Genomic DNA, 24,242 nt, shown 5'->3' with positions numbered 1-24,242 from the left:
ATAGGTCACATAAGAGTAAGCGTTTTTGATAAAAACAAGTTTAAGGCCCGATTCAACCTATGAAAGATATTGAATTGCCTCTCAACACTATGGCTCACTCTTGGGGTAACACGTTTTACTATGATGATAATGAGAACCTTACAGAGACGGTAAGCCAAAAAAGTTCTTTTATTTCAGAATTGCGGGAGTTTCAGCTTCCTGGCTTCACTGGGATATGCATGCAGTGCAAGTTCGACGTTAAAAAGTATACTGACCGTTTGCTGGAGGTGCTTTTGGTAGAACATTCCTACACGTTATCACCTAAAACAACAGCAAAGCGGAAATCGGAGTTTATTGCAGGGCGCTATTTAGCCCATTTGGCTCTTTTAAGTTTAAATGCAGAGAATCTTTGGGTTGATGTTGGCGTGCATCGGGAGCCGATCTGGCCAACGGGGTTCCGAGGTTCTATCAGTCATGGAGATGATTTTGCAGTTTGTATCGTTTCAAAGAGTAGTTCTTTGATGAGAGTCGGTATAGATGTTGAAAACTATATCTCAGCGGATGTTTCAAGGGATGTTAGCCGATTGGTTATGAATAGTTCTGAGTTGGATTTCATCGGTGCAGCTACCAACCCAAACGTGATTGTGACGATTATATTCTCAGCCAAAGAAAGCCTTTTTAAAGCACTTTATCCAGAGGTTAATCAGAGATTTGGCTTTGAGGCTGCAACGGTAAAAACGTTAAATTTGGAAAAAGGAAGCTTTACTTTGGTGTTGAATAGAAGCCTTACGCCTGAATTGTTTGCGGGGCGTTGTTTTGATGGTGTTATGTTGCTTGATGGTTTGAAGGTGATTACGGCAATTTACACATGAAATAACCATTTAGAAAAGTACAGCCTGTCTTAACAGACTGTACTCAGAATGTTACCTATTTTTTTAATAGCGCTGTGATATGAGAAACTCCCATTGTTAAATTATGGTTTTTTCTTTATCGCTCTGTTTCAAATCGGAAATCTTGTTTTGCATACTCCTGATCGGCTAATTCTATCGCATCATTGACTGACATTAATGTAGGTAGAGACAATAACTCTGCGATGTTTATTAATCGTTCCGAAAATGAACCGCTAACTATGTGGTAAGGGATGTTCAACTCTTGAAGTGTCTCAAGCAGCATGTCATCACAATAGTCCCTAAAGTTTTGGTTCATAGGACGATGGCCATCTTTTTTCAACGGAAGTTCATTCTTTAAGTGAATGAAAATGTCGAATGTGTTTTTAACATGCTGTTTAAATGCATGTCCATACTGTTGTGTTACCTGATCAAAGAATGACATTTCTGGAGTGAGTTCCGCATGTGGTATCGGATCAAGATGACCTTCATAATTTGGGCTCATTCCATATTTTACCCGGGCTGCCGCATAGATCCATTCTTGTAATGAGGAACCATCAGAAACAAACTGTTCTGGAAGCAGTGCCTCGTGTACCGCTCGGCTGGTATGTCTCCGCATTGCCAACTGTAAAAATTCGGCTGGCGTACATTCAGCGAGTCGCTTCCCGGGTACCGCATCAGGAATAATTTCTCTGATTGTTTTAGCTAAAGTACGCGGTACGCCAGTTAAGTGGGCAAGAGCCATGACTGTTCGTGTTTTTCCTGATGAGTAGGTTCCCGATATAGAAATTTTCATTTTAATCCCCAGACTTTTTTTAAGAATTAATTGGCAGTAAATGACTCAGTGAACATTTAATCTTAATTCCCGCATATTCCCCTTCGGTGGAGACCTGACGCCATCTAAGGCTATCAATATTAAATAGTTGGGCGGCTGTTACTGTCGCCACCATGTTAGCCGTATCGGCAACGTTACGAGCTGGTGATGATGCGGATATTTCAGTTTGCAGCATCCAGAGGGTTTCACTGTCTGCTCTTGCAATATTATCAAGCTCATACATTAGAATTTGAGAAAGTTGAAGATGGCTAACAAAACAGTCAACAAAAGTTACCATTGGCTGCCAGGCCCCTTCTATCCCCACGGTGGGCTGGTTGCCGTCTGGTATAGTTAGTTTTACTTCACTGATAACTTGCTGGGTCGCGCGGTCATACCTTATGTTTGTCAGCCGTTGCCCCCGTACTTTAAATAAGTCACCGTAATACTTCTTCTGGGGAGCATCGAACAGAGTCGAAAGTGATGGATACACCGTATCCTGATAAGCTGCATCCTTATTAAGATGTTCAACTTCACAGCGAGCTAACATCTTTCCAATTTTGCATTCGAAAACGGAAGACAATACCTCTTCATTTTCTTTATCACCACTGGTCGTCTTCATTTTCATGACGACAGGAATGTTTTCAAGATCCTCCTGTGCAGATGTTCCTGCTTTAAGCTTTATATTTTTTATCCACGTTCTTGCATTTTCTGATGGACTGTATAAGTAGCATTGGCTGAGCATGACTTCACAAAATCTTGCGGTAAGAATAATGACATCCACGCTGCTCAGATGCGGTGTGAGATTGCCAGATTTTTTCTTAGACCAATCTACCGGGTATGTAACGCTGAGATCGGCAGTGAGTTTATGCTCATCACCTTGTTTTTTCTTGAAACTAACGGAAATATTTTCTATTTCGTAGCTAACCCTTCGGTATCCCATGCCGAAAAACCGATGTTCACCATCACCGAGATAGTCATCGATGTTTTCAATAACGTGATCAAAAGACATAATTTAGCCCTCAGTCTTTGTCGTGTTAATTGTTGTTTTAGGCGTTTTGTATGCGCTGATAACATCAGATACAACTTTGACTTCAGAAAAATGAAAATCTTTGCTAAAAGGTTCTGTACCAAACTTGTCGTTAAGCACCATTACTAGTCGTGCAAGCATCAAGGATGAGAAATTAAGTTCATTCGTTAAATCAGAGTGCTCGGTAACGATGATTTCATCATCAAATATATTTTCCTGATTACAGATAAAAGAAACTTCTTTTAATACGATATCCTTGGTGTTACTGGTTGCATTCAGCATGTTAAACCTCCATCTACAATGATGTTTTGACCCGTAATATTGACTGCATCATCCGAACAAAGAAATAGAGCAACATTACTAATGCTCGCAGCCGTTGATAATTGACCTAAAGGCGTTCTTTTCAATATTTGTTTGCGTCTTTCTTCGGATAAATATGAAACCATCTCACTATCAAAGAATCCAGGGACTAACGAGTTAACCCGTATTTTCGACGGTCCAAGTTCTCTGGCTAAACTTCTCATCATTCCATCGATGGCCGCTTTACAAGCGGAATAGATAGTGACACCTTTATGCCCTTTTACGGAATTGATCGAAGAGATATTGAGAATTGTACCCTCACCATTCTTCAACATGTCTTTCACACACTCACGAGTAAGTAACATTGGCGCAACGATATTAGTATTCAGCATGGAGTTTATCTTTTCATTCGATGAGAAAATAAATAACCCTTCTGCCAGTTCAGCTAGATTATTAATTAGAACATCAATCCTCCCAAACCTTTCTTTCACGTGGAATATGAACTCTGATATTTTAACATGATCATTAATATCTAGCTTTTCCCAGTAAAATCTTTCACTTTCAGCGGTTAGATTATTTTTTATAAAGCTGTTACTCTCTCGGCTAAAGCAGGCCACTTTACATCCCTTTTTTAGGAAAGCAGAAACCATGTGTTGACCTAAACCCCGGCTTCCTCCGCTTATGACTACAGTTTTATTATTCATTCTGTTACCTGAAATGCGCTTCTCTGTTTCTTGAATCGAGTTGAGTGATGTGGCTCTTTGGATATTTCAAATAACATGGGGATCTTATACTCTTCGAGATGTTCCTTGCAGTGTTTAAATAGTCGTGATCTCAAATCGTCATACTTCTCCGGCTTGCTCAGGTAAATAATGGCTTTTACACACTCCCCGGTAATTGGCGATGGACAACCAACAACGGTAACATCAGAAATATTATTGCTTTGCAGAAGTACATCCTCAACTTCTGCCGGATAGACTTTCTCACCACCGACATTGATTATTTCTGATTTTCTTCCCAATATTTTAATGTATTCACCGTTCATCTCCACAATATCTTGCGTATTAAAATAACCTTCGTTATCAAAAGGCGCGTCAGCATTCAGATAGCCAAGCATTGCGAAGTCGGATTTTATCCACAGAATATTTTCGATTACTTTGTAATCAAAACCAGAATTCCCAAGTTTTACCCATAGTTCGCTGTCATTTTTTGATTTTGTTGGAAGAATCCCCACCTCAGATAACCCATATGTTTGTTTTAATTTTACCTGTGGTAGTAACTTATTGAGTTTATTAAGAATAATTGGTGGCATTGGTTCTGTGCCGTAGGTTATCAGTTTTAATGAAGGGTAGTCTCCGCTTTCAATAATTCTGGAGATAAGAACCATATTCAAAAATGTAGGTGTTGTTGGCAGTACTTCTGCGTTCCATTTATAGATTGCTGAAAACACGCTTTCTGGCGTACGTTTATGAGGAATAACCAGCGCGCCTCCCTGGCTAATTGTATGAAGGAGCGTGTTTATTCCACCAATGTGGTCGATGGATAAAAATGAAATTGTTCTTCTGGCCAATTTCATTGGCTGATGTTTGTCTATCAGTTTGTCAAAATCCAGCACCGAGGCTTTGGGTTGTCCGGTAGTCCCCGAACTGAAGAGCACCAACCCTGAGCTATTATCGTTTAATAGTCTAAAATATAACGGGTGCTCTGGTTTTTGACCGGTGGTTTCCAGTCGGTAACTATCATTTTGCGTTTTTATTCTATATTTAACCTGCGCCGTAAGTATGTAACCATCCTTTCTTTTATCAGGAACGTCTCCAATAGGGACGATAATATTTTTGTTATTGATTAATGCTAATAGCATGGCGCAGCTATATAGCGTGAAATCGCCTTCAAGTGATACGATAGAACCCGGTTCAATGTTGTTTTCGTTCAGGAATGATAATGAAAGCCCCATCGTGTTATAGATGTCAGAGTACTTGAAGTCTTTATCATTATAAATCAACGCTAATTTATCATTTAGATCATGACAACGAGTTATCAACCAGTGCTTGTTCATAGGTGTACTCTCATTTTTGTATTTTCTGAATGTTACGTAAATAATTTACATTTCTATTGAACGAAACATTATGCTGTTAAAATAAACAGACATATTTGCCACTCATCAAAAATCAAATATCACTATAGATTCGGTGATATACTTATTTTTTATGATTGTAGTGGTTTAATTCCTTTTTGAATATTACCCATCAACTGGCATTGGATAATGTTTGCCAAAACGGATTATCCATGTTAGTTAATCAAGTACATTGAGTTTTTGTAAATGGCGAACCACAGCAAAATATTTCAATGATTGATGGTGGGACTCCCATCTATTATGTAAAAATTACAATTCAATCCATGTCATTTTGTTTCGCATTGTTACTTTAGGCTTTTTTACATATGATGACAATGGAAAAAAATTCCAAAAAAAAGAGGATAATGTCATGAGCGAGCATATAGTTGCTGCCATTGTCGGCAAGGGGGTGAGAGCTTTTGAATTGAGTTGCTTAATTGAAATTTTCCAAGAGATGAAACCACAACATGTTGAAAGCTGGTATCAGTTAAAAATTTGTTCTTTAGAAAAAGAACTGAATATCGCTGGTGGTATTACTATACAAAGATCTTATGACTTCGATGCCCTAAACGCTGCCAGTACTATAATCATTCTCTCTTGGCGAGATACGACCACTCCTCCACCAGAGTTTTTACTTTTTGCACTTAGGGAGGCGCATCATCGCGGTGCCAGAATATGCAGCATTTGTTCTGGAGCCTCGGTCCTGGCGGCGACGGGGTTGCTGACGAATAAAACAGCGATAACTCACTGGAACTGTAGTGAGTTGTTATCTAGCCAGTATCCTGATTTAAAAGTAGATGCAAAAAATCTTTATCACGAAGATGGGAACATATTAACGTCTGCGGGAGCTGGGACGATGCTGGACATCTTACTGCATATTGTCAGAGCTGATTTTGGCCCTGCTATTGCCAATGATATCGCGCAACGACTGTTGTTATCATCACATCGCGTAGGAACACAGAATCAGAAAAAACATCAACCGTTATCTGATATTCACGCTCAGGCAAATAATATTTCATTATTGTTAGAATGGCTGGAAGAGAACATCAGTATCCCTCATACAATCGAATCATTGGCACAAAGAATGTCGATGAGTATCAGTACATTTCAGCGCCATTTCCTTCTCAAAACAGGGATGACTGCAATCGATTGGATTATTAACCTGCGATTGAGACTGGCTAAAGAGTTGCTTATAACCAGTGACTTACCGTTAAAAAAGATAGCAGCAATGACAGGATTCAACACCATTGATAACTTTCGCTATCATTTCAGAAAGGAAGAGTCGACAACGCCCAAAAAATTCAGGGAAAGTCTCAATAAGTGAATTTAGGGGATGGCGTGTTGTGGCATGGTAGGGCGGTCGCGTTAGGGGGGAAGCCGGTTTATCAAACGGAGTTTGATGGTGAGTTCGTATCCCAGAAAGCGAAAAACCCGCCATAGGCTAACACCGATCGGTTAAGCAAAATAACGCCCTGAGGGTAGACGACAATAGCCTCATCAATTCTCTGATGGGGCTTTTTTTATGCTTTCGACCTGGCTTGACGATACGCATACCTGGGCTGAACCCGCTTCACCTTCCTGTTTTCAGTGTGCCATTCCCTTGAGTGAGTGTCTCAGGTACTTGATTTCACGAATAAAGCCAGTATTCGTAAACGTAAAATCCCTGCATAACCCGTGGTTTGGCCGGTGATGAGAATGTGTCGGATCCTGAACGTCGCCCGAGCCGGGCTCTGCGTGGCTGCATAATCCAGCCTCCAGACACGATCAAAGATAACCAGCGTCTGCTGACGCTTATTCGCGATGAGCGAAAGCGTATATGGTTATCGCCGGGTTCATGGCGATCTGGGAGAAATCGGTGAAACCTGCGGCAAAAATCGGGTGGGTCGTCTTATGCGACTGAGTCAAATTACGGACTGACGCTGAACGACGCGGACTTCTGTGAAGAGGTCTGCGTTACTGCCTTGCTGGCGGCCGGTTTACGGCCGTATGAGGCGATTAACGACCTGGCTGAGAAGTCGGCCAGGTAGAAAAGCTGTTGGTTAATACCCCTGAAGGTGCTCCGGAAGAGGCTAAAAATTTTCTGCTTTTGCTGGATAACAGACTCATTGGCGTTTGTTTCGTTTCTGGAAAACAGAACCAGTTTGGATTACGCTGGTTCATATTGCGAGCGACGCTATAAAAGTATGAAGCCGTCCTAGGAAGCAGCATGAAACCCACATTTAACCAGTTAATTAGTTTTTGTACCGTGGCTGAAGTTGGAAACATTTGCCGAGCCGCCGATAAACTCAATATTTCCCAGCCTCCGTTAAGTCGCCAGATAGCTCAGTTGGAAATTACCTTGGGCGCAAAGCTATTCAACCGGGATGCCAAAGGCGTAAATCTGACACTTGCCGGAGAACAATTTTTCGCTGATTCTCGCGCTATATTGGGGCTGTTACAGCAGGCTTGTAACAACGTACGGGCAGTTGAATCCGGACAGAAAGGTTTTTTGACGTTAGGCGCGACCATGTACGCAAGTTATAGTGTTGTGCCTCATGTTGCTATGCAGCACCGGGAAAAACACCCGGACATTGATTTGCAGTTTCAGGAGATGGTCCCTGCCGATTTAAATGCGGCTTTACAGGATGGCAGACTAGACGCCGCAATCAGTTTCTCAGAGTCTGCAACTCCGGGGATTGATTCAATGGTTCTTTTGCGTGAGCCGTTGATCGTTGCCCTTCCCGCCAACCATCCGCAGGTGCAAGCTGAGCATTTCAGCCTTGAATCACTGTCTGATGATCCATTTATCACCGTACCTCGGCATAGTGCGCCAATGCTCTATGATTCTATCCTGCATCAGTGCCTAAAAGCCGGGTTCAGCCCACAAATAGGCTTGGAGGCCTCTGTGCAACAAACTGTGATGAATTTCGTTGCCCATGGTGTGGGCGTAGCACTTATCCCGGCAAGTATGGAAAATGGGCAATTGCGGGGCGTGGCTTACCGGAGATTGGACAATGCCAGACAAGTTGAAAATGTGCTGATGTGGTCAACCAAAAACAAAAACCCTACATTGCCACGTTTTTTGAGCCTGTGCCGCGATATTCGAGATGATCTGGCCGTAGCACAGGCATAACAGACGCTGAATTAATGTTTGCTGATGATGACTTCAATCAGGTTTGGTTTACCACTGGCTAATGCTGCCTCAACGGCTGGGGCAATATCTCCAGCTCGGATAATTTTGCGAGTCTCCAGCCCCATAGATGCGCCCAATGCCTGATAATCGATTGCAGGGTTAACCAAATCCATGGCGATAAAGTGCTCTGTTTGCGCCGATGTATAATCTTCTTGTGAGCGCATAAAGTTTTTTAGCACATTATATTCCGTGTTGTTCATTACGATAAACGTGACGGGTAATTTCTCATGTGCCGCCGTCCATAGGGCTTGGGGAGAGTACATCGCCGCGCCATCCCCCACAAAGCACACTACAGGCGCTTTACCCAGCCCGAGCGAGTAGCCCACAGCCGCAGGCATGCCCCATCCCAAACCACCGCCGCGCAAGAAGGCGTACTGATCCGCATGACTGCTGTTAAGCGACTTGCGTAGCGAACCGCTGGTTGCTATGGCTTCATCAACAATTGCCACGTCTGGCCCGATAGCCCGAGCAGCTTCAAACGCTGCCACGAGTGGGGTGATCACTGCCGCTGATTGCTGCTCTTTGACGAGCGCTAACAGGGTTTCTTTGCTTGATTTGAATTCGTCAACAGCAGCCACAAAACGCTTATGATAATCACTGCGACGATCCGCCGTTGCTTTTTCCAATTCAGGTAGCAATACCGTCAGCGACGATTTAATGTCACCAACCACAGAGAGATCGCTGCTATAGGTACGTCCTAAGTCGCCCGCATCGGCTGATAATTGAAACACCCTGCAATGTTCAGGTACTGCTTGGCCTTCTGTGTAAAGAATGGTGATAAGTGACTTACCGCCGAGCGCAAAGATGGCATCATACTGGCTTAATGCCTTATTGATTTCCGTTGCTTTGGTGGACAGATTGCCTCGCCACAACGGATGTGCAGTAGGGTACGGAATGCGATTCGGCCAGGTCGAACCGTACACATCGGCAGCCAGCATTTCAGCCAGCGCGACAACTTCGCTGGCCGCTTCGCTTTGATAAATCTCATCGCCTGCAATCAGTGCAACTTTGCCTGGAGCGAATGCCGCTAATTTGCTGGCTAACCGTGGCAAAGAGCCCGCTACCGGGCTGTGGTCAATGGTTGAAGGCGCGCCAATCCCGATAGTACTGATAGCCTCCATGACATCCATTGGTAGTGAAAGGAAAACAGAGCCTTTTGGTGCGGCATCAGAATCGTGGAAAGCACGGCGAACCAACACCGGAAGTTGATCAACATGGGTCACTTCCTGGGACCATTTGGCGAACGTTTTACCCATGCCGACCAGATCGCCTAACAGTAGCGGATCGGTTGTCGTATGGCGTAAATCTTGCTGCCCTGCCGTCACCACGAGAGGTGTTTGTGAGCATTTGGCGTTTAGTAGATTCCCCATTCCGTGTCCCAAACCCCCCGCCGTATGCAGATTCAGGAAACCTGGCTTTTTTGCCGCCTGTGCATAGCCGTCCGCCATGGCTACCGCGCTGGCCTCCTGTAAAGCTAACACGTACTGGATTGATGGTTTTCTTAACAGTGCATCCATGAACGGTAGTTCGGTTGTGCCGGGATTGCCAAAAACATATTCAACGCCTTCACTTTCCAGCACCTCTAACAATACATCGCCGCCACGTCGCGCATTGACGTCCCGGACTTTGGTAAATGATTTGCTCATTGATTGAATACCTCTGCGTTGTTTATTTATTCGCCGTTAATGACGGGGGATTCAATATTAATGACTGCAGGATCATCTATTCCAATGCTATAAATAGCATTCCTCATACCCTTAAAGGTATGACCTACAGAGCTGTTTGACCTACAGAATTGACGTGCGTGAAGGGATGGTTAATCAACAATGCATTGAAATATAAATTGAATATCAGAAAAGAAGACTGTCGCGCTTTTGATATCAGACTCCCTGAACAATTCTCAATAATCGGGATGCTCAGAGCGCATTATCCCGTAGCCACGCTCTGCTAGGTGGCCAGGGGGTATCGCTGCAGCTACAAGTATTGGAAAGGCCATCCTGAAGGCTTGATGGAAAGCGGACTGTATTACGAAGCCAGGTTCTGGGGCTGCATAACATCAGTCATGGTTCAGTGGGAGATTTCCGGATGGGGCGGTGGCTTGTTAGAAGACTCATAAAAGAGCTGCCTGTTCGCCGATATGCCGGCATAAGGGAAAGTCTAATAGCATTACTCAGACATTTAGAACGTCGACGTATTCATTATCTATTATCTGGGAGTGAGACTCTCATGAGTTTTTTACGCAGTTTATCACTACATGTTTGGTTACTGTCATTGTGCATTTTAATTAAAATTACCCTTGCTCCGGTTAAGAGTGAATGTATTAAGCATGCATTTTTATAGTGGATAGCGTGTGTTGCATGTTTGTTGATTTACCATATCGTCGGTGTTTTTTCTCCCTGGAGGGCAATTCCTCCTGTGTTGAAGGGGCATTTATGGAAGGCATGCTTACCAATACAAAGATTTTGTATCTCTTTTTAGTTAGCTCCCCCAATAATTTCAATGCTATAAGAGACTCTCTACGGAAAATTTTTATCGACCGGTATCTGAAGTAGCCGTTCAGTCATTTTTTAGTCAAGAATAACCTTCTCACCGCTATTAAACCACTTGGTCTGAAAGGTTTTTGTTGGGGGATATTATGAGTCGGGGAATGCAGAAATTCTCATGGGATGATCTGAAAGTTGTTGTTGCCGTCGGCGAGTATGGCAACTTATCCCGTGCGTCGGATGCGCTGGCGATGAATCATTCGACGTTGTTTCGTCGTTTGGGAGCGATTGAATCTGCATTAGGGATATCGCTTTTTCTGCGTCGTCGTACGCAATATGTGCCAACGGTAGCCGGTGCTGAGTTGATATCACTAGGGCACCGTATTGATGATGATGTGACCGCGGTGATGCAAAATATCACGGAGGAAATACGCGGTTTCTCTGGTGAAATCAGAATAACGACATCGGATGCCTTGCTGAATGATTACCTTAACCCGCTGATAGCGTCATTTGCCAGCAGTAACCCTCAGATTTCGTTTCAGGTCTCCATTGGCAATGAGGCCATGAACCTGTTTGACGGTGGCGCTGATGTTGCTTTTCGGGCTACTTCCGGTGCACCAGAACACCTTTCAGGACGAAAAGTTGGCACGGCGGTATGGGCGGTATATGGCTTGAGTAGGCAGTGGAAAGATAAGGCGGTGACGTTGGAATGCCTCAAAGAACAGCGTTGGGCTTCTTTTAGTCACAGCATGTCCAAGCTCAAGGCATTTTCATGGATAGAGAACACGATCCCTGCACAGAACATCGTCTTTCGCGGCGACTCTGTTCTCAGTGTTGCCTCTGCGCTTTCAAGCGGCATTGGGATCGGTCTGCTGCCCTGCATGCATGGCGATCAGGCGCGCGGTTTGGTGCAGATCAGCCCCGTACTGAACGACATCAGTGAGGAACTCTGGTTTCTGGCCCATCCGGATGTCAGAAAGTCGGCGAAAATACGCGAGTTTATGAATCACTGCATTCAGTATATTACCGAGAACCGAAGCCGCATTTCTGGTATTGCGCCTTAAGGATGGGGGACAGGTACATCGCTGACAGGAAGTTATAAGTGTATGTATAGCTACTGTTGGGCCGCTTAGATAAGCGGCCCGTTATTTATAATAAACCGGTTTTGTCATCGCTCTGTCACAACTTTCTTTTTTGCAAACTGTATATTGCGTAATGGCACGGACAAATAGGTGGACGGTTATGTATAGTTTTTTGCGTCGCCAAGACGATATCGAATAAACGTAATCTTTGACCCAAATAATACAGGAAAGAGCAGATGACGATTAAAGCTACCCCACTGGCCGCAGAGAATTTATTAAGTCCGGAAAACCATGCGCTTATTTTGTTGGACCATCAGAGTCAGATGGCTTTTAATGTGAAAAACATTGATATCGGCCTGTTGCGACAAAATACTGCGATTCTGGCAGAAGCCGGAAAGGGATTTAATATCCCGACGCTGGTGTCTACGATTTCCCGCCATGACTTTGCCGGGCCTGTGTTCCCTGAAGTGTCTGACGTGTTCCCGGATGACTCTGATTATGTCAATCGTTCAACCTCTAACGCCTGGGAAGATCGCAACTTTGTCGAAGCGGTAAACAGCCTGGATCGTGACCGGTTGGTGTTTGCAGGCCTCTGGACCTCTGTCTGCTTGAACGGTCCGGTTCAGGCAGCTATTGAGCAAGGTTTTGACGTTTATATCGTGACTGACGCCAGCGGTGATATGAGCGTTGAGGCCCATGAGCGTGCGGTTGAGCGCATGATTCAGGCGGGGGCAAAACCTATCACCGCGTTGACTTACCTGCTGGAGCTGCAGCGTGATTGGGCGCGTACCGAGACTTACGATCTCACTACCACCATTAGTCTGAAGCACGGCGGTGCATTCGGCATCGGTATTCAATACAGCGCTGATATGGTTCACGGTCAGGAATAAGAGCGGTAACGCGTCAAAAGCAGGTTCCCTCGCCTGTGCGAAGGGGCCTGCTTTCTCGGATTTTCCCAGCAGGAACAGTCACCTCGGCGACGTCAGTCCGGAGGTCTTCGAACAGGTCTCATCGTGAGGACATAAATTGTCTACGGCCGTGGGGGTCAGTCCAGGCGATCAGGATATCTTCCACATCACGGTTTTGCAGATCGCTTAATACGGATAACCAGAAGTTAGCGCCTTCGCTTTCCGACAGATACAACCCAGAGCTTCTTTCAGAGCCAGCACGGTATAAACGGCTTTGCTCTGGTAGCGGCTATCCTCGCGGACTTTATAGTGAATGGCGTCCAGCCAGACAAAAGGATAAGCCTGCTACAGCGGGCGCTGCTGCCACTGTTTTAATTCAGGGATGACTTTATCCGTAACCGCGCTGATGGTGGCGGTGGATACACTGAAGGAAATAAATATGTTGCTCCGGGAGAGAGGGGGACGGTAATGATTCCAGATGAGGCTGTTTGCATATTAGAAGAGAAAACGGCCCTTCTCTGGATCGGACAAAGACCGGATGCAGCCCTGAAGTGGTGGATCCCTCAGTCAAGTAAACATGATGGAAATAGTGTCTATTGGAAATTGTAAATTTGTCAGGCAAGGGCACAGCGACCAGAGGGGTGAGTAACCGCTTAAGAGAAATGCTCAGACTGGGTGGAAGAAGCAGGGCGGTGGCGTCAGCGTTCAACACGTCCGGAAGTCACCCGAAATGCCAAAAAGCAAAAACCCGCCTTGTGAGCGGGTTCTTTAAATAGTGGTGCCCGGACTCGGAATCGAACCAAGGACACGGGGATTTTCAATCCCCTGCTCTACCGACTGAGCTATCCGGGCAACGGGGCGCATTAAACCGTAAAGGCCGGGAGCCGTCAACGGCTTTCTGCCGCAAAGCGTTTGGTTGCTCCATTTTTAGTCAATCCGTTGCAACCCGGCAGGATGTTCACAGGCTCTGCCGCCGCTGCCGTTCCCGCACTCTTTCCCCGTCTGACACCCGCTTTTCCCTCTTTTGCCGCCATCTGCCAGTTTTAACGAAAATTTAACCATTAATCATGTATTTCCTGTTGAGCAATGACTTTTTTGTGTCCAATGTCACTTTAATAACATTGAGTGCGTGATATGTTCCTATAATAACATTTTTATATGTATGACTATGCGCCCTGACAGGGCGGCATACAATTTCCCGGGGAAGAAATATGAAGTATCTCATTGGTATATTAAGCATTTTGGTTATTTATGCTTTAGCTGTCTTGGTGAGCAATAACCGTAAAAATATTCGCTACCGTCCGCTGGGTGTGATGTTGTTGTGCCAATTTGTTATGGCATTGTTACTGCTGAAGACGGACGCTGGCAATACCGGCATCGCCGCCGTGGCCGGGGTATTCGGCCATCTGCTGGCCTACGCCAATGAAGGCGTCAATTTTGTGTTCGGCGGCCTGCTGAATAAAGGAGAGATCTCGTTCTTCCTGTCGGTATTGCTGCCTATCGTGTTTATCTCCGCGCTGATCGGCATTTTGCAGCACTGGCGCATTCTGGGCTTTATCATCAAGTATATCGGCCTCGGGCTCAGCAAAATCAACGGCATGGGGCGTCTGGAATCCTATAACGCGGTGGCGTCGGCGATCCTCGGCCAGTCTGAAGTGTTTATCTCGGTGAAGAAACAGCTCGGCCTGCTGCCGGAGCATCGCCTGTATACGCTGTGCACCTCGGCGATGTCGACGGTCTCGATGTCGATTATCGGCGCCTATATGGTGATGCTGGAGCCGCGCTACGTGGTGACGGCGTTAATCCTGAACCTGTTCGGCGGCTTTATCATGGCGTCGCTGATCAACCCTTACCAGGTGAACCCGCAGGAAGACCTGCTGGAAGTCAGCGAAGGGGAAAAGCAGAGCTTCTTTGAAGTACTGAGCGAGTACATCCTCGACGGCTTTAAAGTGGCGGTGATCGTCGGCGCGATGCTGATCGGCTTTATCGCCTTAATCGCCATGGCCAACGCCATCTTCGCCGCGCTGTTCGGCATCTCTTTCCAGGATATTCTCGGCTACCTGTTCTCGCCGCTGGCGTTCCTGATCGGCGTACCGTGGCATGAGGCGGTGCAGGCCGGCAGCCTGATGGCGACCAAGATCGTCAGCAACGAATTTGTCGCGATGCTGAACTTCTCACAGGGCGACTTTAACTTCTCCGAGCGCACCGTGGCGATCATCTCGGTATTTATGGTGTCGTTCGCCAACTTTTCCTCCATCGGCATTATCGTCGGCGCGATCAAGGCGCTGGACAGTAAGCAGGGGAATACCGCGGCGCGCTTTGGTCTGAAATTGCTGTATGGCTCAACGCTGGTCAGCTTCTTGAATGCGACGGTGGTGGGGCTGCTGTTTTAACCCGGCCACATCGGGGCAGTTTGGCCGTCAGGCGGCCGATTTTTTACACACAGGGAAAGTAACATGAAACTATTAAAATCAGTCAGTAAAGTGACGTTATTAGCAGTGATGATATCCGGTGTCTGCCATGCCGCCACGGTGAATCTGCGGGTGATGGAAACCACGGATATGCACGGCAACATGATGGATTACGACTACTACAAGGATCGCGCCACGGCCCAGCACGGGCTGGTGCGCGCCGCCACGCTGATCGATGCGGCGCGAGCGGAAGTAGACAACAGCGTGCTGGTGGATAACGGCGACGTGATTCAGGGCAGCCCGATGGCCGACTATGCCGCGGCGCACCTGAAGAAAGGCGACGTGCACCCGGTTTATCAGGCGATGAACCGTCTGGACTACGTGGTGGGCAGCGTGGGTAACCACGAGTTCAACTACGGGCTGGATTACCTGCAGCAGGCACTGAGCGGCGCCAAATTCCCGTACATCAACGCCAACGTCTACCATGCCGACGGCGAGAAGCCGTACTTCAAACAGTATCTGATTGTCGATACGCCGGTGAAGGACAGCGAAGGCAAAACGCATAACCTGCGCATCGGCTATATCGGCTTTGTGCCGCCGCAGATTGCCCTGTGGGACCGCGCCCATCTGGAAGGCAAGGTGGTGGTGAAAGACATCACCGAAACGGCGAAGAAGCTGGTGCCGCAGATGCGTAAAGAGGGTGCCGACGTGGTCATCGCCATTGCCCACTCCGGTATTTCCGCCGATCCGTACAAAGCGCTGGCGGAAAACTCGACCTACTACCTGTCGCAGGTGCCAGGCATTAACGCCATCGCCTTTGGCCACTCCCACGGGGTATTCCCGAGCGCCAATTTTGCTGCGCTGCCGGGCGTGGATATCGCCAAGGGCACGGTAAACGGCGTGCCGGCCGTGATGCCGGGCCGCTGGGCCGATCATCTGGGGGTGATCGATCTGGTGCTGGAAGGTGAAGAGGGCAAATGGCAGGTGACGTCCGGCAAGGCTGAGGCGCGTCCTATCTATGACAGTAAGGCGGGTAAGTCGTTGGTGGCGGCGAAGCCGGAGTTGGTCGAGGCGCTGAAAAATGCCCACGACAGCACGCGTGAATACGTTAACAAGCCGATCGGCAAGCTGGCCGCCGGCATCGACTCCTACCTGGCCCTGGTGCAGGATACGGCGGCGATGCAGGTGATCCGCGATGCACAGCGCGCCTATGTGGAACGCATGATTCAGGGCGATCCGGATCTGGCCGATCTGCCAGTGCTGACCGCCGCCGCGCCGTTTAAAGTGGGTGGCCGCAAAAACGCGCCGGATGACTTTGTCGATATCGCCAAGGGCGATCTGAGCTTCCGCAACGCGGCACAGCTGTATCAATACGCCAACACCCTCGCCGCCGTGCGCGTGAAGGGCAAGGATGTGAAGCAGTGGCTGGAGTGTTCGGCGGGGATGTATAACCAGATCGACCCGAACAGCGAAGCGCCGCAGTCGCTGCTGAACTGGGACGGTTTCCGCGCCTACAACTTCGATATGTTCGATAAGCTCAGCTACCAGATCGATGTGACCAAGCCGGCGCGCTATGACGTTGACTGCAACCTGATCAACCCGCAGGCGCAGCGCATTGCCTCGGTCACCTACCAGGGCAAGCCGTTGGATGATAATGCCGAGTTCCTGGTGGCGGTGAATAACTACCGCGCCTTTACCGGCAAATTCCCCGGCACCGGGGACAAGAACGTGGTGATCAATGCGCCGGATGAAGTGCGTTCGATCATTGCCGACTATATCAATCGCCAAACCCAGCAGCACGGCCAGTATGCGCCGGTGGCGAAAAACGGCTGGAGCATTGCGCCGATCGCGTCGGAGAAAAAGCTGGATATCCGTATGGAAACTTCGCCTGATGAGCATGCCACGCAGCTTATCAAGCAGTCAGCGCAGCATCCGATGACCTATGTCGGCAAAGACGACATCGGCTTTGCCATTTATAAGGTTGACCTGCAGAGCCCTTCTGCGAATAAAAAATAATTTCGTACTCAAGGAATAAATAACACACAGGCTTTACCCGAATAGGTAAAGCCTGTAAACGCGCACCATCAACCGAGGGCGTGAGCCCTCTTTATTACTTAACTTCAATACCTGGGCCAAATAGAAAACGGAGCTTTTCTATGAAGAATAAAAAAATGGGATTCAAAAAGAATAATCTGTTAATGATGTTACCTCTGGCGGCACTGGCGGCTTTTAATGTCGATGCGGCGGAAAATAAAAAATTCGGCGGCGTTCTTGCCGGGTTCGTTGACGACAGCCATGCCGACCTCTCCTTCCGCCACGTATTTAAAAACCTGAGCACGGAAGATTACGGCTCGCGCTCCAACCAGACCGCATGGGGGCAGGGCATTACGTTGGATTACCAGTCGGGTTATATCAACGATATGCTCGGAATGGACGCGTCCTACTATGGCGTGGTCAAACTGGCCGCCAGCGATGACTTCTGGGGGCGCAGCGTGTTGTATAACGACGACGGCCGGGCGAAAGGTTTTAACAAGCTGGGGCAGCTGTATATGAAGGCGCGCCTGGGGGATGACGATACCTACCTGCGTCTCTACGGCGGCTGGCAGCAAATTAAAAAGTGGGGGGCGCTCAACAACTCTACCCGTGCCATTCCAAGCACCTATCTGGGCTGGCGTGGTGAAACCGGCAGCGGGCCGCTGCGCCTGCGCGGCGCCTATGTCACACGCTACAGCGACAGGGATTCCCCGGATAAAGTGCACTTCCGCACCGCCGATAAAAAGCAGATCAGCCAGATTGCAACCGGCGAGCTGAGCTATACGCAGCGTGAATACGGCGCCCGCTACTTCTTCGGTGAAAGCCATAACTATCTTCAGCGCCACGGCCTGGAGATTGACTGGCGGCCGGCGATGCTGGCGGATTACCGCGCCGTGCTCGGCACCCAGCTCTATATGAACCATGGCCTGCAGGACTGGACCAGCATGTCGCCGAGCAAGAAAACCTTTGACCGCGATGCCTACCATGCCGCGCTGTCGGTGAACTGGCAGGCCGGACGCTGGAAAAACAAGGCCGGCCTCTCCTATACGCGCGCGCATCTGTCCCAGGGACTGGGGCGTTTCGAATGGCACCTGGCGAAGCTCAGCCGCGGTACCTTTAATTCGATGGCCGACAGCTGGGGCAACGACTATGTCGGCAACAACGAAAAAATGGTGGCCTGGACCTTTGGCTACGCCGTCACGCCGGAAGTTGAAATGGGGATGGTGACCAACTACGGCTGGGGTATGAAGTACCAGGATCGCAGTATCCAACGCGGAGAAACCCTGGTGTATTCGCGCTGGACGCCGTCCGCGGTGAAAGATCTCAGCCTGCAGCTGTCCGGTGGGCCGTCCTGGAACTACCAAAGCCAGAACAACCGGCCGAAGCTGACCGCCGACGGTAAACCGATGCGGGCGCAGAACCACTCGATCGAACTGCAGGTCGATTACAAATTTAATCTGTTCTAACGTAACGCCTCCTGATTCAGCGCAGCGTGGTAAACTGCGCTGAATCAGCTACATAAATATACCCGTCATACTTCAAGCTGTGCGTTCAGTCACCCGAATCACTGACCTGAGTCAGCTCATCGGGACTCCTTCCCTTGCCGCCTTCCTGCCACTTGAATTATTTAGGGTATACGCAGCCTGAACGGTCGTTTGTTTTAACCTCATCGAATAATCAATAAGTGATATTTTCCCCTCTGACTGAGGCGCGTTTTCTGCCGTCTTGATGCGTATAAAAAAACGTGTAATCATTGCGCAAATTTTCACTGCCGCAGAGGATTACAGGTATGACGGGGTTTATGACGTCAGCGCGATTACGCGCCACACATCTGATGATATTTTGCGGTTTCCCGAGCGTTCCCCGCGACTACGCCGCCAGTTTCCCGCCGGCTATGCGGTAAGCCCATCTTTATGCCCGCTGTTAGGCATTATTAAAAATAGCGCTATCACGCTGATTTTACTGATGTCTATCGGTTGCTGCTGAAGCCAGTTCCCGATAACCTTGCGCCGCCTGTTTCGCGGCCGCCGGCGCCTGCGCGTCTGCGGGGCATCACAGGCGTTATTTACCGGGATAACTGCGGGTTATCTTGTCGGGTGCCGGCGGCACCGCCTCATCCTGCACCGTTTGAGAGCCAGCTCTATGAAAGAATTGAAAATCGCAACCAGCGCCAGTTTGGTCGCCAGCATTGAAACCCTGCGCCAGGTTGTACGCGTCGAACACACCGACTATACCGACGTGGCGGCGGTGGTGGTTTCCGTCGATGACGTGAGCGCCGGCATTTTGGCGCGCCTGCAGGCGACCGGGTTTAACATTCCGGCCTTTGTCGCGGTAGAGGGCGAAGAGCAGCTTTCGCCGGATTATCTGCCGCTGGTGACCGGCGTGTTCACCCTGAGCGGCGCCAGTAAGGCGTTTTATATGGCGCAGCTGGAAGCCGCCGCGGATGCCTATGAGCAGGCGCTGCTGCCGCCGTTTTTCAAAACGCTGAAAACCTATGTGGAAATGGAAAACGCCACCTTTGCCTGCCCAGGGCATCAGGGGGGCGAGTTTTTCCGCAAACATCCGGCCGGCCGCCAGTTCTATGACTTCTATGGCGAAACCCTGTTCCGTTCCGATATGTGCAACGCCGACGTGAAGCTGGGCGATTTGCTGATTCACGAAGGCTCGGCGAAGGATGCGCAAAAACACGCCGCGCGGGTGTTCAACGCTGATAAAACCTACTTTGTGCTTAACGGTACCTCCGCGGCCAACAAGGTGGTGACCAACGCGCTGCTGACGCGCGGCGATCTGGTGCTGTTCGATCGCAATAACCATAAGTCCAACCATCACGGCGCGCTGATTCAGGCGGGCGCCACGCCGGTCTATCTGGAGACCGCGCGCAATCCGTTTGGTTTTATCGGCGGCATCGACGCCCGCTGTTTTAACGAGGAATATTTACGCCAGCAAATCCGCGAGGCGGCGCCGGACAAGGCCGAGGCGGCGCGACCGTTCCGGCTGGCGATTATTCAGCTCGGTACTTACGACGGCACGATCTACAACGCCCGGCAGGTGATCGACACCATCGGCCACCTGTGCGATTACATTCTGTTTGATTCCGCCTGGGTGGGCTATGAAGGCTTTATCCCGATGCTGAAGGAGTGCTCGCCGCTGCTGCTGGAGCTGGACGAGCACGATCCGGGCATCTTCGTCACCCAGTCGGTGCACAAGCAGCAGGCGGGTTTTTCGCAGACGTCGCAAATCCACAAAAAAGACGACCATATCAAGGGGCAGAAGCGCCACTGCAACCATAAACACCTGAATAACGCTTTTATGCTGCACGCGTCGACCAGCCCGTTTTACCCGCTGTTCGCCGCGCTGGACGTCAATGCCAAAATGCACGCCGGCGAGGCGGGGCGACGCATATGGATGGACTGCGTACTGCTGGGGATTGAAACGCGCAAACAGCTGCTACAGCGCTGCAGCCAGCTGCGGCCGTTTATTCCGCCGCAGGTGGACGGGCAGCCGTGGCAGAGCTTCGACAGCGAGCATATCGCCGGCGACGCACGCTTCTTCACCTTTGAGCCGGACGCGGCCTGGCACGGCTTTGCCGGCTATGCGCAGGAGCAGTATCTGGTCGACCCGTGCAAGCTGCTGCTGACCACGCCGGGTATTGACGCCCAGACCGGACAGTACAGCGAGTTTGGCGTGCCGGCGGCGATTCTGGCCGACTTCCTGCGGGAAAACGGCATCGTGCCGGAAAAATGTGACCTCAACTCAATCCTGTTCCTGCTGACCCCGGCGGAAAACCCGGCCAAAATGGCGCTGCTGGTGGACAAGCTGGTGGAGTTTGAGCGCTACATTGAGCAGGATGCGCCGCTTAGCGAGGTGCTGCCGACGGTCTACCGCAAGCATGAACGCCGCTACCGCGACTACAGCATTCGTCAGCTGTGCCAGGAAATGCACGATCTGTATGTCAGCCATGACGTGAAACAGCTGCAAAAAGAGATGTTCCGTCAGGCGCACTTCCCGCCGGTGATGATGAACCCGCAGGACGCCAACGTGGAGTTTGTCCGCGATAACGTCGAACTGGTGCCGATTGCCCAGGCGGCGGGGCGCATTGCCGCCGAAGGGGCGTTGCCTTATCCGCCGGGCGTGCTGTGCGTAGTGCCGGGAGAAGTGTGGGGCGGTGCGGTACAGCGCTATTTCCTGGCGCTGGAAGAGGGGATTAACCGCCTGCCGGGCTTTTCGCCGGAGCTGCAGGGCGTGTATGTCGAGAAGAAAGACCACGGCTGGAAGCGGATCTTCGGTTACGTGGTCAAGCCGTAGTAACCGCCGCATGGCGTGAGGAAAAAACAGGGGCGCATTACGCCCCTGTTTGCGTTACTAACGGCGACGATAGCTCTTCTGGGCGGTGTTCACCTTCACCAGATAGCGCCGCGACTCGCTGGCCGGGTGCTTGGTGGTCAGGGTGGTGTACACATCGCCCGGCTGCATGTCGTTGATGACGTCAAACGCCTTGCTGCGGTTGCTGGAGAACACGCGCAGCACGCTGCCGGCGCCGCCGTTGTAGGCGGTGATCACCGCGTAGCGCCGCGAGGTCGGGTTCTTGATGCTGCCCAGATAGTTGTTCTGCAGAATCGCCAGATAGGCGGTGCCGGTATCGATATTGTTCGCCGGATCGAACAGGTAGCTGCGGCTTGGCTTGCCCCATTTGCCGTGCATCTGGAACACGTCCTTGCCGGCGGTGTGCTGCACCACCTGCATCAGGCCGAGCGCGTCGGAACCGCTGACCGCATACGGGTTAAAGCTGGATTCGGTCTGCATAATCGCCAGAATCAGCGACTCTTCCACGCCGTATTTCTCCGAGGCCTTACGTACCATCGGCAGGTACTTGTGCGCACGTTTGTCCAGGTGGTTCGGCACCAGCTGAATGGTGATCGAATAGATCACGTGCAGGCCGGAGGTGCGTTTTTGCAGCTTGTTCTGCACCAGATAGTCGGCGAAGTGCGCCGCGCGCCACTCCCAGCGGATCGGCTGGCCGTTGTTATCCACTACCTGGCCGTACAGGAACGGTTCCTTACTGATCTGGATATCGTTGGCGTCGGAGTAGAGATCGACCGAGCTCGGGTCGTCGCCCATCAGCAGGGTGGTGACGATCGCCTTGCGCAGGCTGGCGGCCGGATCGGTCGGCGAGATGGTTTCAAAGGTGATGGTGCCGGCATCAAAGTTGATGTGGCTGCGCGTCAGATACTGGTCGGTATATTTGACGTAATCCTTCGGCCCGGCGATCAGAACTTCGTTCAGACCCCAGATATTTTCGATGTTGTGGGCGAACTGGCCCATCAGAATGTCGAAGCCGTTGGTGTCTTTCACCCAGGCTTCGTTGAACTCATCGCTTTTTTTACCGGAACAGGAAATCAATAAAGGTGCTATCACTAGCAAAGCTAAAATTTTCTTCATCTTAAGCCGTATTTTGATGAATGTAATCGGGCATTGCAGGGGCCAGCGCCGGCCCCGAAACAGGTTATTCGCTCGGCGGCGTGTAGCCTTCGATGTGGACGTCGTGGCCCTCAAACAGGAAGCGCACCATCTCCGCCTCCAGCAGCTTGCGGTCGTCCGGGTTCATCATATTGAGCTTTTTCTCGTTGATCAGCATGGTCTGCTTCTTCATCCACTCGCCCCAGGCTTCTTTCGAGATTTCGTTGAAGATGCGTTTACCCAGCTCGCCCGGATACAGTTGGAAATCCTGTCCTTCGGCGTCGCGCTGCAGGTAGGTACAAAAAATGGTTCTGCTCATGCTAGTTCCTCATCGGTGGCGCTGTTGCCAAATAGATTCGATTGGGTCGGCGGCTGCTTGACCAGCTGTTGCAGCAGACGCTCAACAGGTGCGGCCAGCCCGACCGACGGCGGCTGCGCTAAGTTATACCAGAGACCGTCGCCTTCATCCATGGCGCCGCCGGCGTTGTCGAGCGGCAGCCACATCGGCACGATATCCAGATGGAAATGGCTGAAGGTATGGCGAAACGCCGTCAGCTGCTGCGCGTGCTCTGCGTTCAGACCCCGCTGCTGCAGCCAGAGTTCCATCTCCTGCCGGACGGCGAACTGCGGGAAACAGAACAGGCCGCCCCACAGGCCGACCACCGGACGCTGCTGCAGCCAGACGCGTTCGCCCTGTTGCAGCAGCAGGAAGTAGGCGGTTTTTTCCGGCAGCGTCTGCTTCGGCTTCTTGCCCGGATAGTTGGCCCAGCTGTGGTTGGCATAGGCGATGCAGCCGCTGCTGAGCGGGCACAGTTCGCACTTCGGCTTCGAACGGGTGCAGACCATCGCGCCGAGATCCATCATCGCCTGATTAAACTGGCCGACGCCCTGCGCCGGGGTGACCTCGCCGCTGAGCTGCCACAGGCGGTTTTCCACCGGCTTTTTACCCGGCCAGCCTTCTACCGCGTAGCAGCGCGCCAGCACGCGTTTGACGTTGCCGTCGAGGATCGGATAGTGCTGCCCGAGCGACAGCGATAAAATAGCGCCGGCGGTGGAGCGGCCGATGCCGGGCAGCGCGGCGATTTCTTCGAAGCTGGTCGGGAATTCGCCGCCGTGTTGTGCGACAATGGTCTGCGCCGCCTTGTGCAGATTACGCGCGCGCGCGTAGTAGCCAAGCCCGGTCCACAGGTGCAGCACTTCGTCCAGCGGCGCGGCGGCCAGCTGGCTGACGGTGGGAAAACGCGCCATAAATCGCTGAAAGTATGGAATGACGGTGGCAACCTGGGTCTGTTGCAACATCACCTCGGAGAGCCATACTTGATAGGGCGTTTTATCTAATTGCCACGGCAGCGTTTTGCGCCCGTAGCGTTGGTACCATTCAAGCACCTGGTGCGAGAACTGGCGGGCTTGCATCATAATCGGGTTTCGTATCAGACAGATATTGATGCGCGATTGCAGCATAGTGCGGTGGTGGTGTAAACCGGAACTTTCCGACGCTGACGCTATCCGCGTCCCCGGCGGCGGGAAAGATGCCGCACAGAGAAGATGAATACTTGCTAAACCGGACTATCTTTG

19 protein-coding genes, 1 tRNA gene and 4 pseudogenes are annotated in these 24,242 nt (G+C 50.2%); 13 read left to right on the top strand and 11 right to left on the bottom strand.

Translation table 11 applies throughout. The features are described from left to right. Positions 1 to 59 precede the first annotated feature (59 nt). A complete protein-coding gene (locus D781_RS18305; protein ID WP_015673824.1) occupies positions 60 to 851 on the top strand; it encodes a 4'-phosphopantetheinyl transferase superfamily protein in 792 nt (263 codons plus the stop codon). A 115-nt stretch (positions 852 to 966) separates the two neighbouring features. On the opposite strand, the gene D781_RS18300 is transcribed toward D781_RS18305, so the two are convergent. Genes D781_RS18300 through D781_RS18285 form a run of 5 tightly spaced genes read right to left on the bottom strand, consistent with a single transcriptional unit; the run spans position 967 to position 5,063 of the window. Further along, on the bottom strand, positions 967 to 1,662 hold the full coding sequence (locus D781_RS18300; protein WP_015673823.1) for an AAA family ATPase: 696 nt from the start codon (positions 1,660 to 1,662) through the stop codon (positions 967 to 969). A gap of 19 nt (positions 1,663 to 1,681) precedes the next feature. After that, the gene (locus tag D781_RS18295; protein WP_015673822.1) at positions 1,682 to 2,689 is read right to left on the bottom strand and encodes an AvrD family protein; all 1,008 of its coding nucleotides are present in this window, start codon (positions 2,687 to 2,689) and stop codon (positions 1,682 to 1,684) included. A gap of 3 nt (positions 2,690 to 2,692) precedes the next feature. Further along, positions 2,693 to 2,989 (bottom strand): hypothetical protein, encoded by a 297-nt coding sequence (locus D781_RS18290; RefSeq protein ID WP_015673821.1) that lies wholly within the window; start codon positions 2,987 to 2,989, stop codon positions 2,693 to 2,695. Further along, positions 2,983 to 3,711, bottom strand: a complete 729-nt coding sequence (locus D781_RS23055) for an SDR family oxidoreductase (protein WP_015673820.1) — start codon at positions 3,709 to 3,711, stop codon at positions 2,983 to 2,985. The genes D781_RS18290 and D781_RS23055 overlap by 7 nt, the downstream gene beginning before the upstream one ends. Further along, positions 3,708 to 5,063 (bottom strand): fatty acid--CoA ligase family protein, encoded by a 1,356-nt coding sequence (locus D781_RS18285; RefSeq protein ID WP_015673819.1) that lies wholly within the window; start codon positions 5,061 to 5,063, stop codon positions 3,708 to 3,710. The genes D781_RS23055 and D781_RS18285 overlap by 4 nt, the downstream gene beginning before the upstream one ends. 427 nt (positions 5,064 to 5,490) lie before the next feature. On the opposite strand from D781_RS18285, the gene D781_RS18280 reads away from it, so the two are divergent. The 5 genes and pseudogenes from D781_RS18280 to D781_RS18275 all read left to right on the top strand — a co-directional run bounded on the left by D781_RS18280 (position 5,491) and on the right by D781_RS18275 (position 8,232). Further along, positions 5,491 to 6,444 carry a helix-turn-helix domain-containing protein gene (locus D781_RS18280; RefSeq protein ID WP_015673818.1) on the top strand — a complete coding sequence of 318 codons (954 nt, stop codon included), beginning with the start codon at positions 5,491 to 5,493 and terminating at the stop codon, positions 6,442 to 6,444. Between the two features lie 198 nt (positions 6,445 to 6,642). Further along, positions 6,643 to 6,788: pseudogene (locus D781_RS23495) on the top strand (IS4 family transposase); the annotation flags it as partial. A 9-nt stretch (positions 6,789 to 6,797) separates the two neighbouring features. Next, positions 6,798 to 7,028, top strand: a pseudogene (locus tag D781_RS23050) (IS3 family transposase); the annotation flags it as partial. Further along, complete coding sequence (locus D781_RS23750) at positions 6,983 to 7,147, top strand: TA system toxin CbtA family protein (RefSeq protein WP_124014475.1); 165 nt, start codon at positions 6,983 to 6,985, stop codon at positions 7,145 to 7,147. The pseudogene D781_RS23050 and the gene D781_RS23750, both read left to right, overlap by 46 nt. Before the next feature lie 179 nt (positions 7,148 to 7,326). Next, complete coding sequence (locus tag D781_RS18275) at positions 7,327 to 8,232, top strand: LysR family transcriptional regulator (protein WP_015673817.1); 906 nt, start codon at positions 7,327 to 7,329, stop codon at positions 8,230 to 8,232. 11 nt (positions 8,233 to 8,243) lie between these two features. On the opposite strand, the gene D781_RS18270 is transcribed toward D781_RS18275, so the two are convergent. Further along, positions 8,244 to 9,938, bottom strand: coding sequence for a thiamine pyrophosphate-binding protein (locus D781_RS18270; protein ID WP_015673816.1), 1,695 nt, complete (start codon positions 9,936 to 9,938; stop codon positions 8,244 to 8,246). Between the two features lie 185 nt (positions 9,939 to 10,123). On the opposite strand from D781_RS18270, the pseudogene D781_RS24250 reads away from it, so the two are divergent. From D781_RS24250 to D781_RS18260, 3 genes and pseudogenes are all read left to right on the top strand, one after another. Then, a pseudogene (locus D781_RS24250) lies at positions 10,124 to 10,416 on the top strand (IS3 family transposase); the annotation flags it as partial. Positions 10,417 to 10,939: 523 nt separating this feature from the next. Next, entirely contained in the window at positions 10,940 to 11,839 is a 900-nt protein-coding gene (locus tag D781_RS18265; RefSeq protein ID WP_015673815.1) for a LysR family transcriptional regulator, read from the top strand. A 254-nt stretch (positions 11,840 to 12,093) separates the two neighbouring features. Further along, positions 12,094 to 12,747 (top strand): isochorismatase family protein, encoded by a 654-nt coding sequence (locus D781_RS18260; protein ID WP_015673814.1) that lies wholly within the window; start codon positions 12,094 to 12,096, stop codon positions 12,745 to 12,747. A 163-nt stretch (positions 12,748 to 12,910) separates the two neighbouring features. Here the strand turns inward: D781_RS18260 and D781_RS23045 are convergent. Together D781_RS23045 and D781_RS18255 are read right to left on the bottom strand one after the other, a co-directional pair. Further along, positions 12,911 to 13,191 (bottom strand): annotated as a pseudogene (locus tag D781_RS23045) (transposase); the annotation flags it as partial. A 350-nt stretch (positions 13,192 to 13,541) separates the two neighbouring features. After that, positions 13,542 to 13,617: transfer RNA gene (locus tag D781_RS18255), tRNA-Phe, on the bottom strand. 359 nt (positions 13,618 to 13,976) lie between these two features. Between D781_RS18255 and D781_RS18250 the strand changes: the two genes are divergently transcribed. The 4 genes from D781_RS18250 (at position 13,977) to speF (ending at position 21,515) form a co-directional block, all read left to right on the top strand. Continuing rightward, a complete protein-coding gene (locus D781_RS18250) occupies positions 13,977 to 15,158 on the top strand; it encodes a NupC/NupG family nucleoside CNT transporter (protein ID WP_015673813.1) in 1,182 nt (393 codons plus the stop codon). Positions 15,159 to 15,221: 63 nt separating this feature from the next. After that, entirely contained in the window at positions 15,222 to 17,192 is a 1,971-nt protein-coding gene (locus D781_RS18245) for a bifunctional 2',3'-cyclic-nucleotide 2'-phosphodiesterase/3'-nucleotidase (RefSeq protein WP_015673812.1), read from the top strand. Positions 17,193 to 17,374: 182 nt separating this feature from the next. Further along, positions 17,375 to 18,676, top strand: a complete 1,302-nt coding sequence (locus D781_RS18240) for an OprD family outer membrane porin (RefSeq protein ID WP_233494102.1) — start codon at positions 17,375 to 17,377, stop codon at positions 18,674 to 18,676. Between the two features lie 676 nt (positions 18,677 to 19,352). Beyond that, the gene (gene speF / locus D781_RS18235) at positions 19,353 to 21,515 is read left to right on the top strand and encodes an ornithine decarboxylase SpeF (RefSeq protein ID WP_015673810.1); all 2,163 of its coding nucleotides are present in this window, start codon (positions 19,353 to 19,355) and stop codon (positions 21,513 to 21,515) included. Positions 21,516 to 21,572: 57 nt separating this feature from the next. Here the strand turns inward: speF and mltC are convergent, their stop codons facing one another. The 3 genes from mltC to mutY form a co-directional block, all read right to left on the bottom strand. Then, complete coding sequence (mltC, locus tag D781_RS18230) at positions 21,573 to 22,649, bottom strand: membrane-bound lytic murein transglycosylase MltC (protein WP_015673809.1); 1,077 nt, start codon at positions 22,647 to 22,649, stop codon at positions 21,573 to 21,575. 64 nt (positions 22,650 to 22,713) lie between these two features. Then, on the bottom strand, positions 22,714 to 22,986 hold the full coding sequence (locus D781_RS18225) for an oxidative damage protection protein (protein ID WP_015673808.1): 273 nt from the start codon (positions 22,984 to 22,986) through the stop codon (positions 22,714 to 22,716). Beyond that, complete coding sequence (gene mutY / locus D781_RS18220; RefSeq protein ID WP_199557138.1) at positions 22,983 to 24,083, bottom strand: A/G-specific adenine glycosylase; 1,101 nt, start codon at positions 24,081 to 24,083, stop codon at positions 22,983 to 22,985. The genes D781_RS18225 and mutY overlap by 4 nt, the downstream gene beginning before the upstream one ends. Positions 24,084 to 24,242 lie beyond the last annotated feature (159 nt).

It is taken from the genome of Serratia sp. FGI94, assembly GCF_000330865.1.
Taxonomy (GTDB): domain Bacteria; phylum Pseudomonadota; class Gammaproteobacteria; order Enterobacterales; family Enterobacteriaceae; genus Serratia_B; species Serratia_B rubidaea.
The sequence above is the reverse complement of the archived record's forward strand: the minus strand, read 5'-3'. Positions and strand labels throughout refer to the sequence as shown.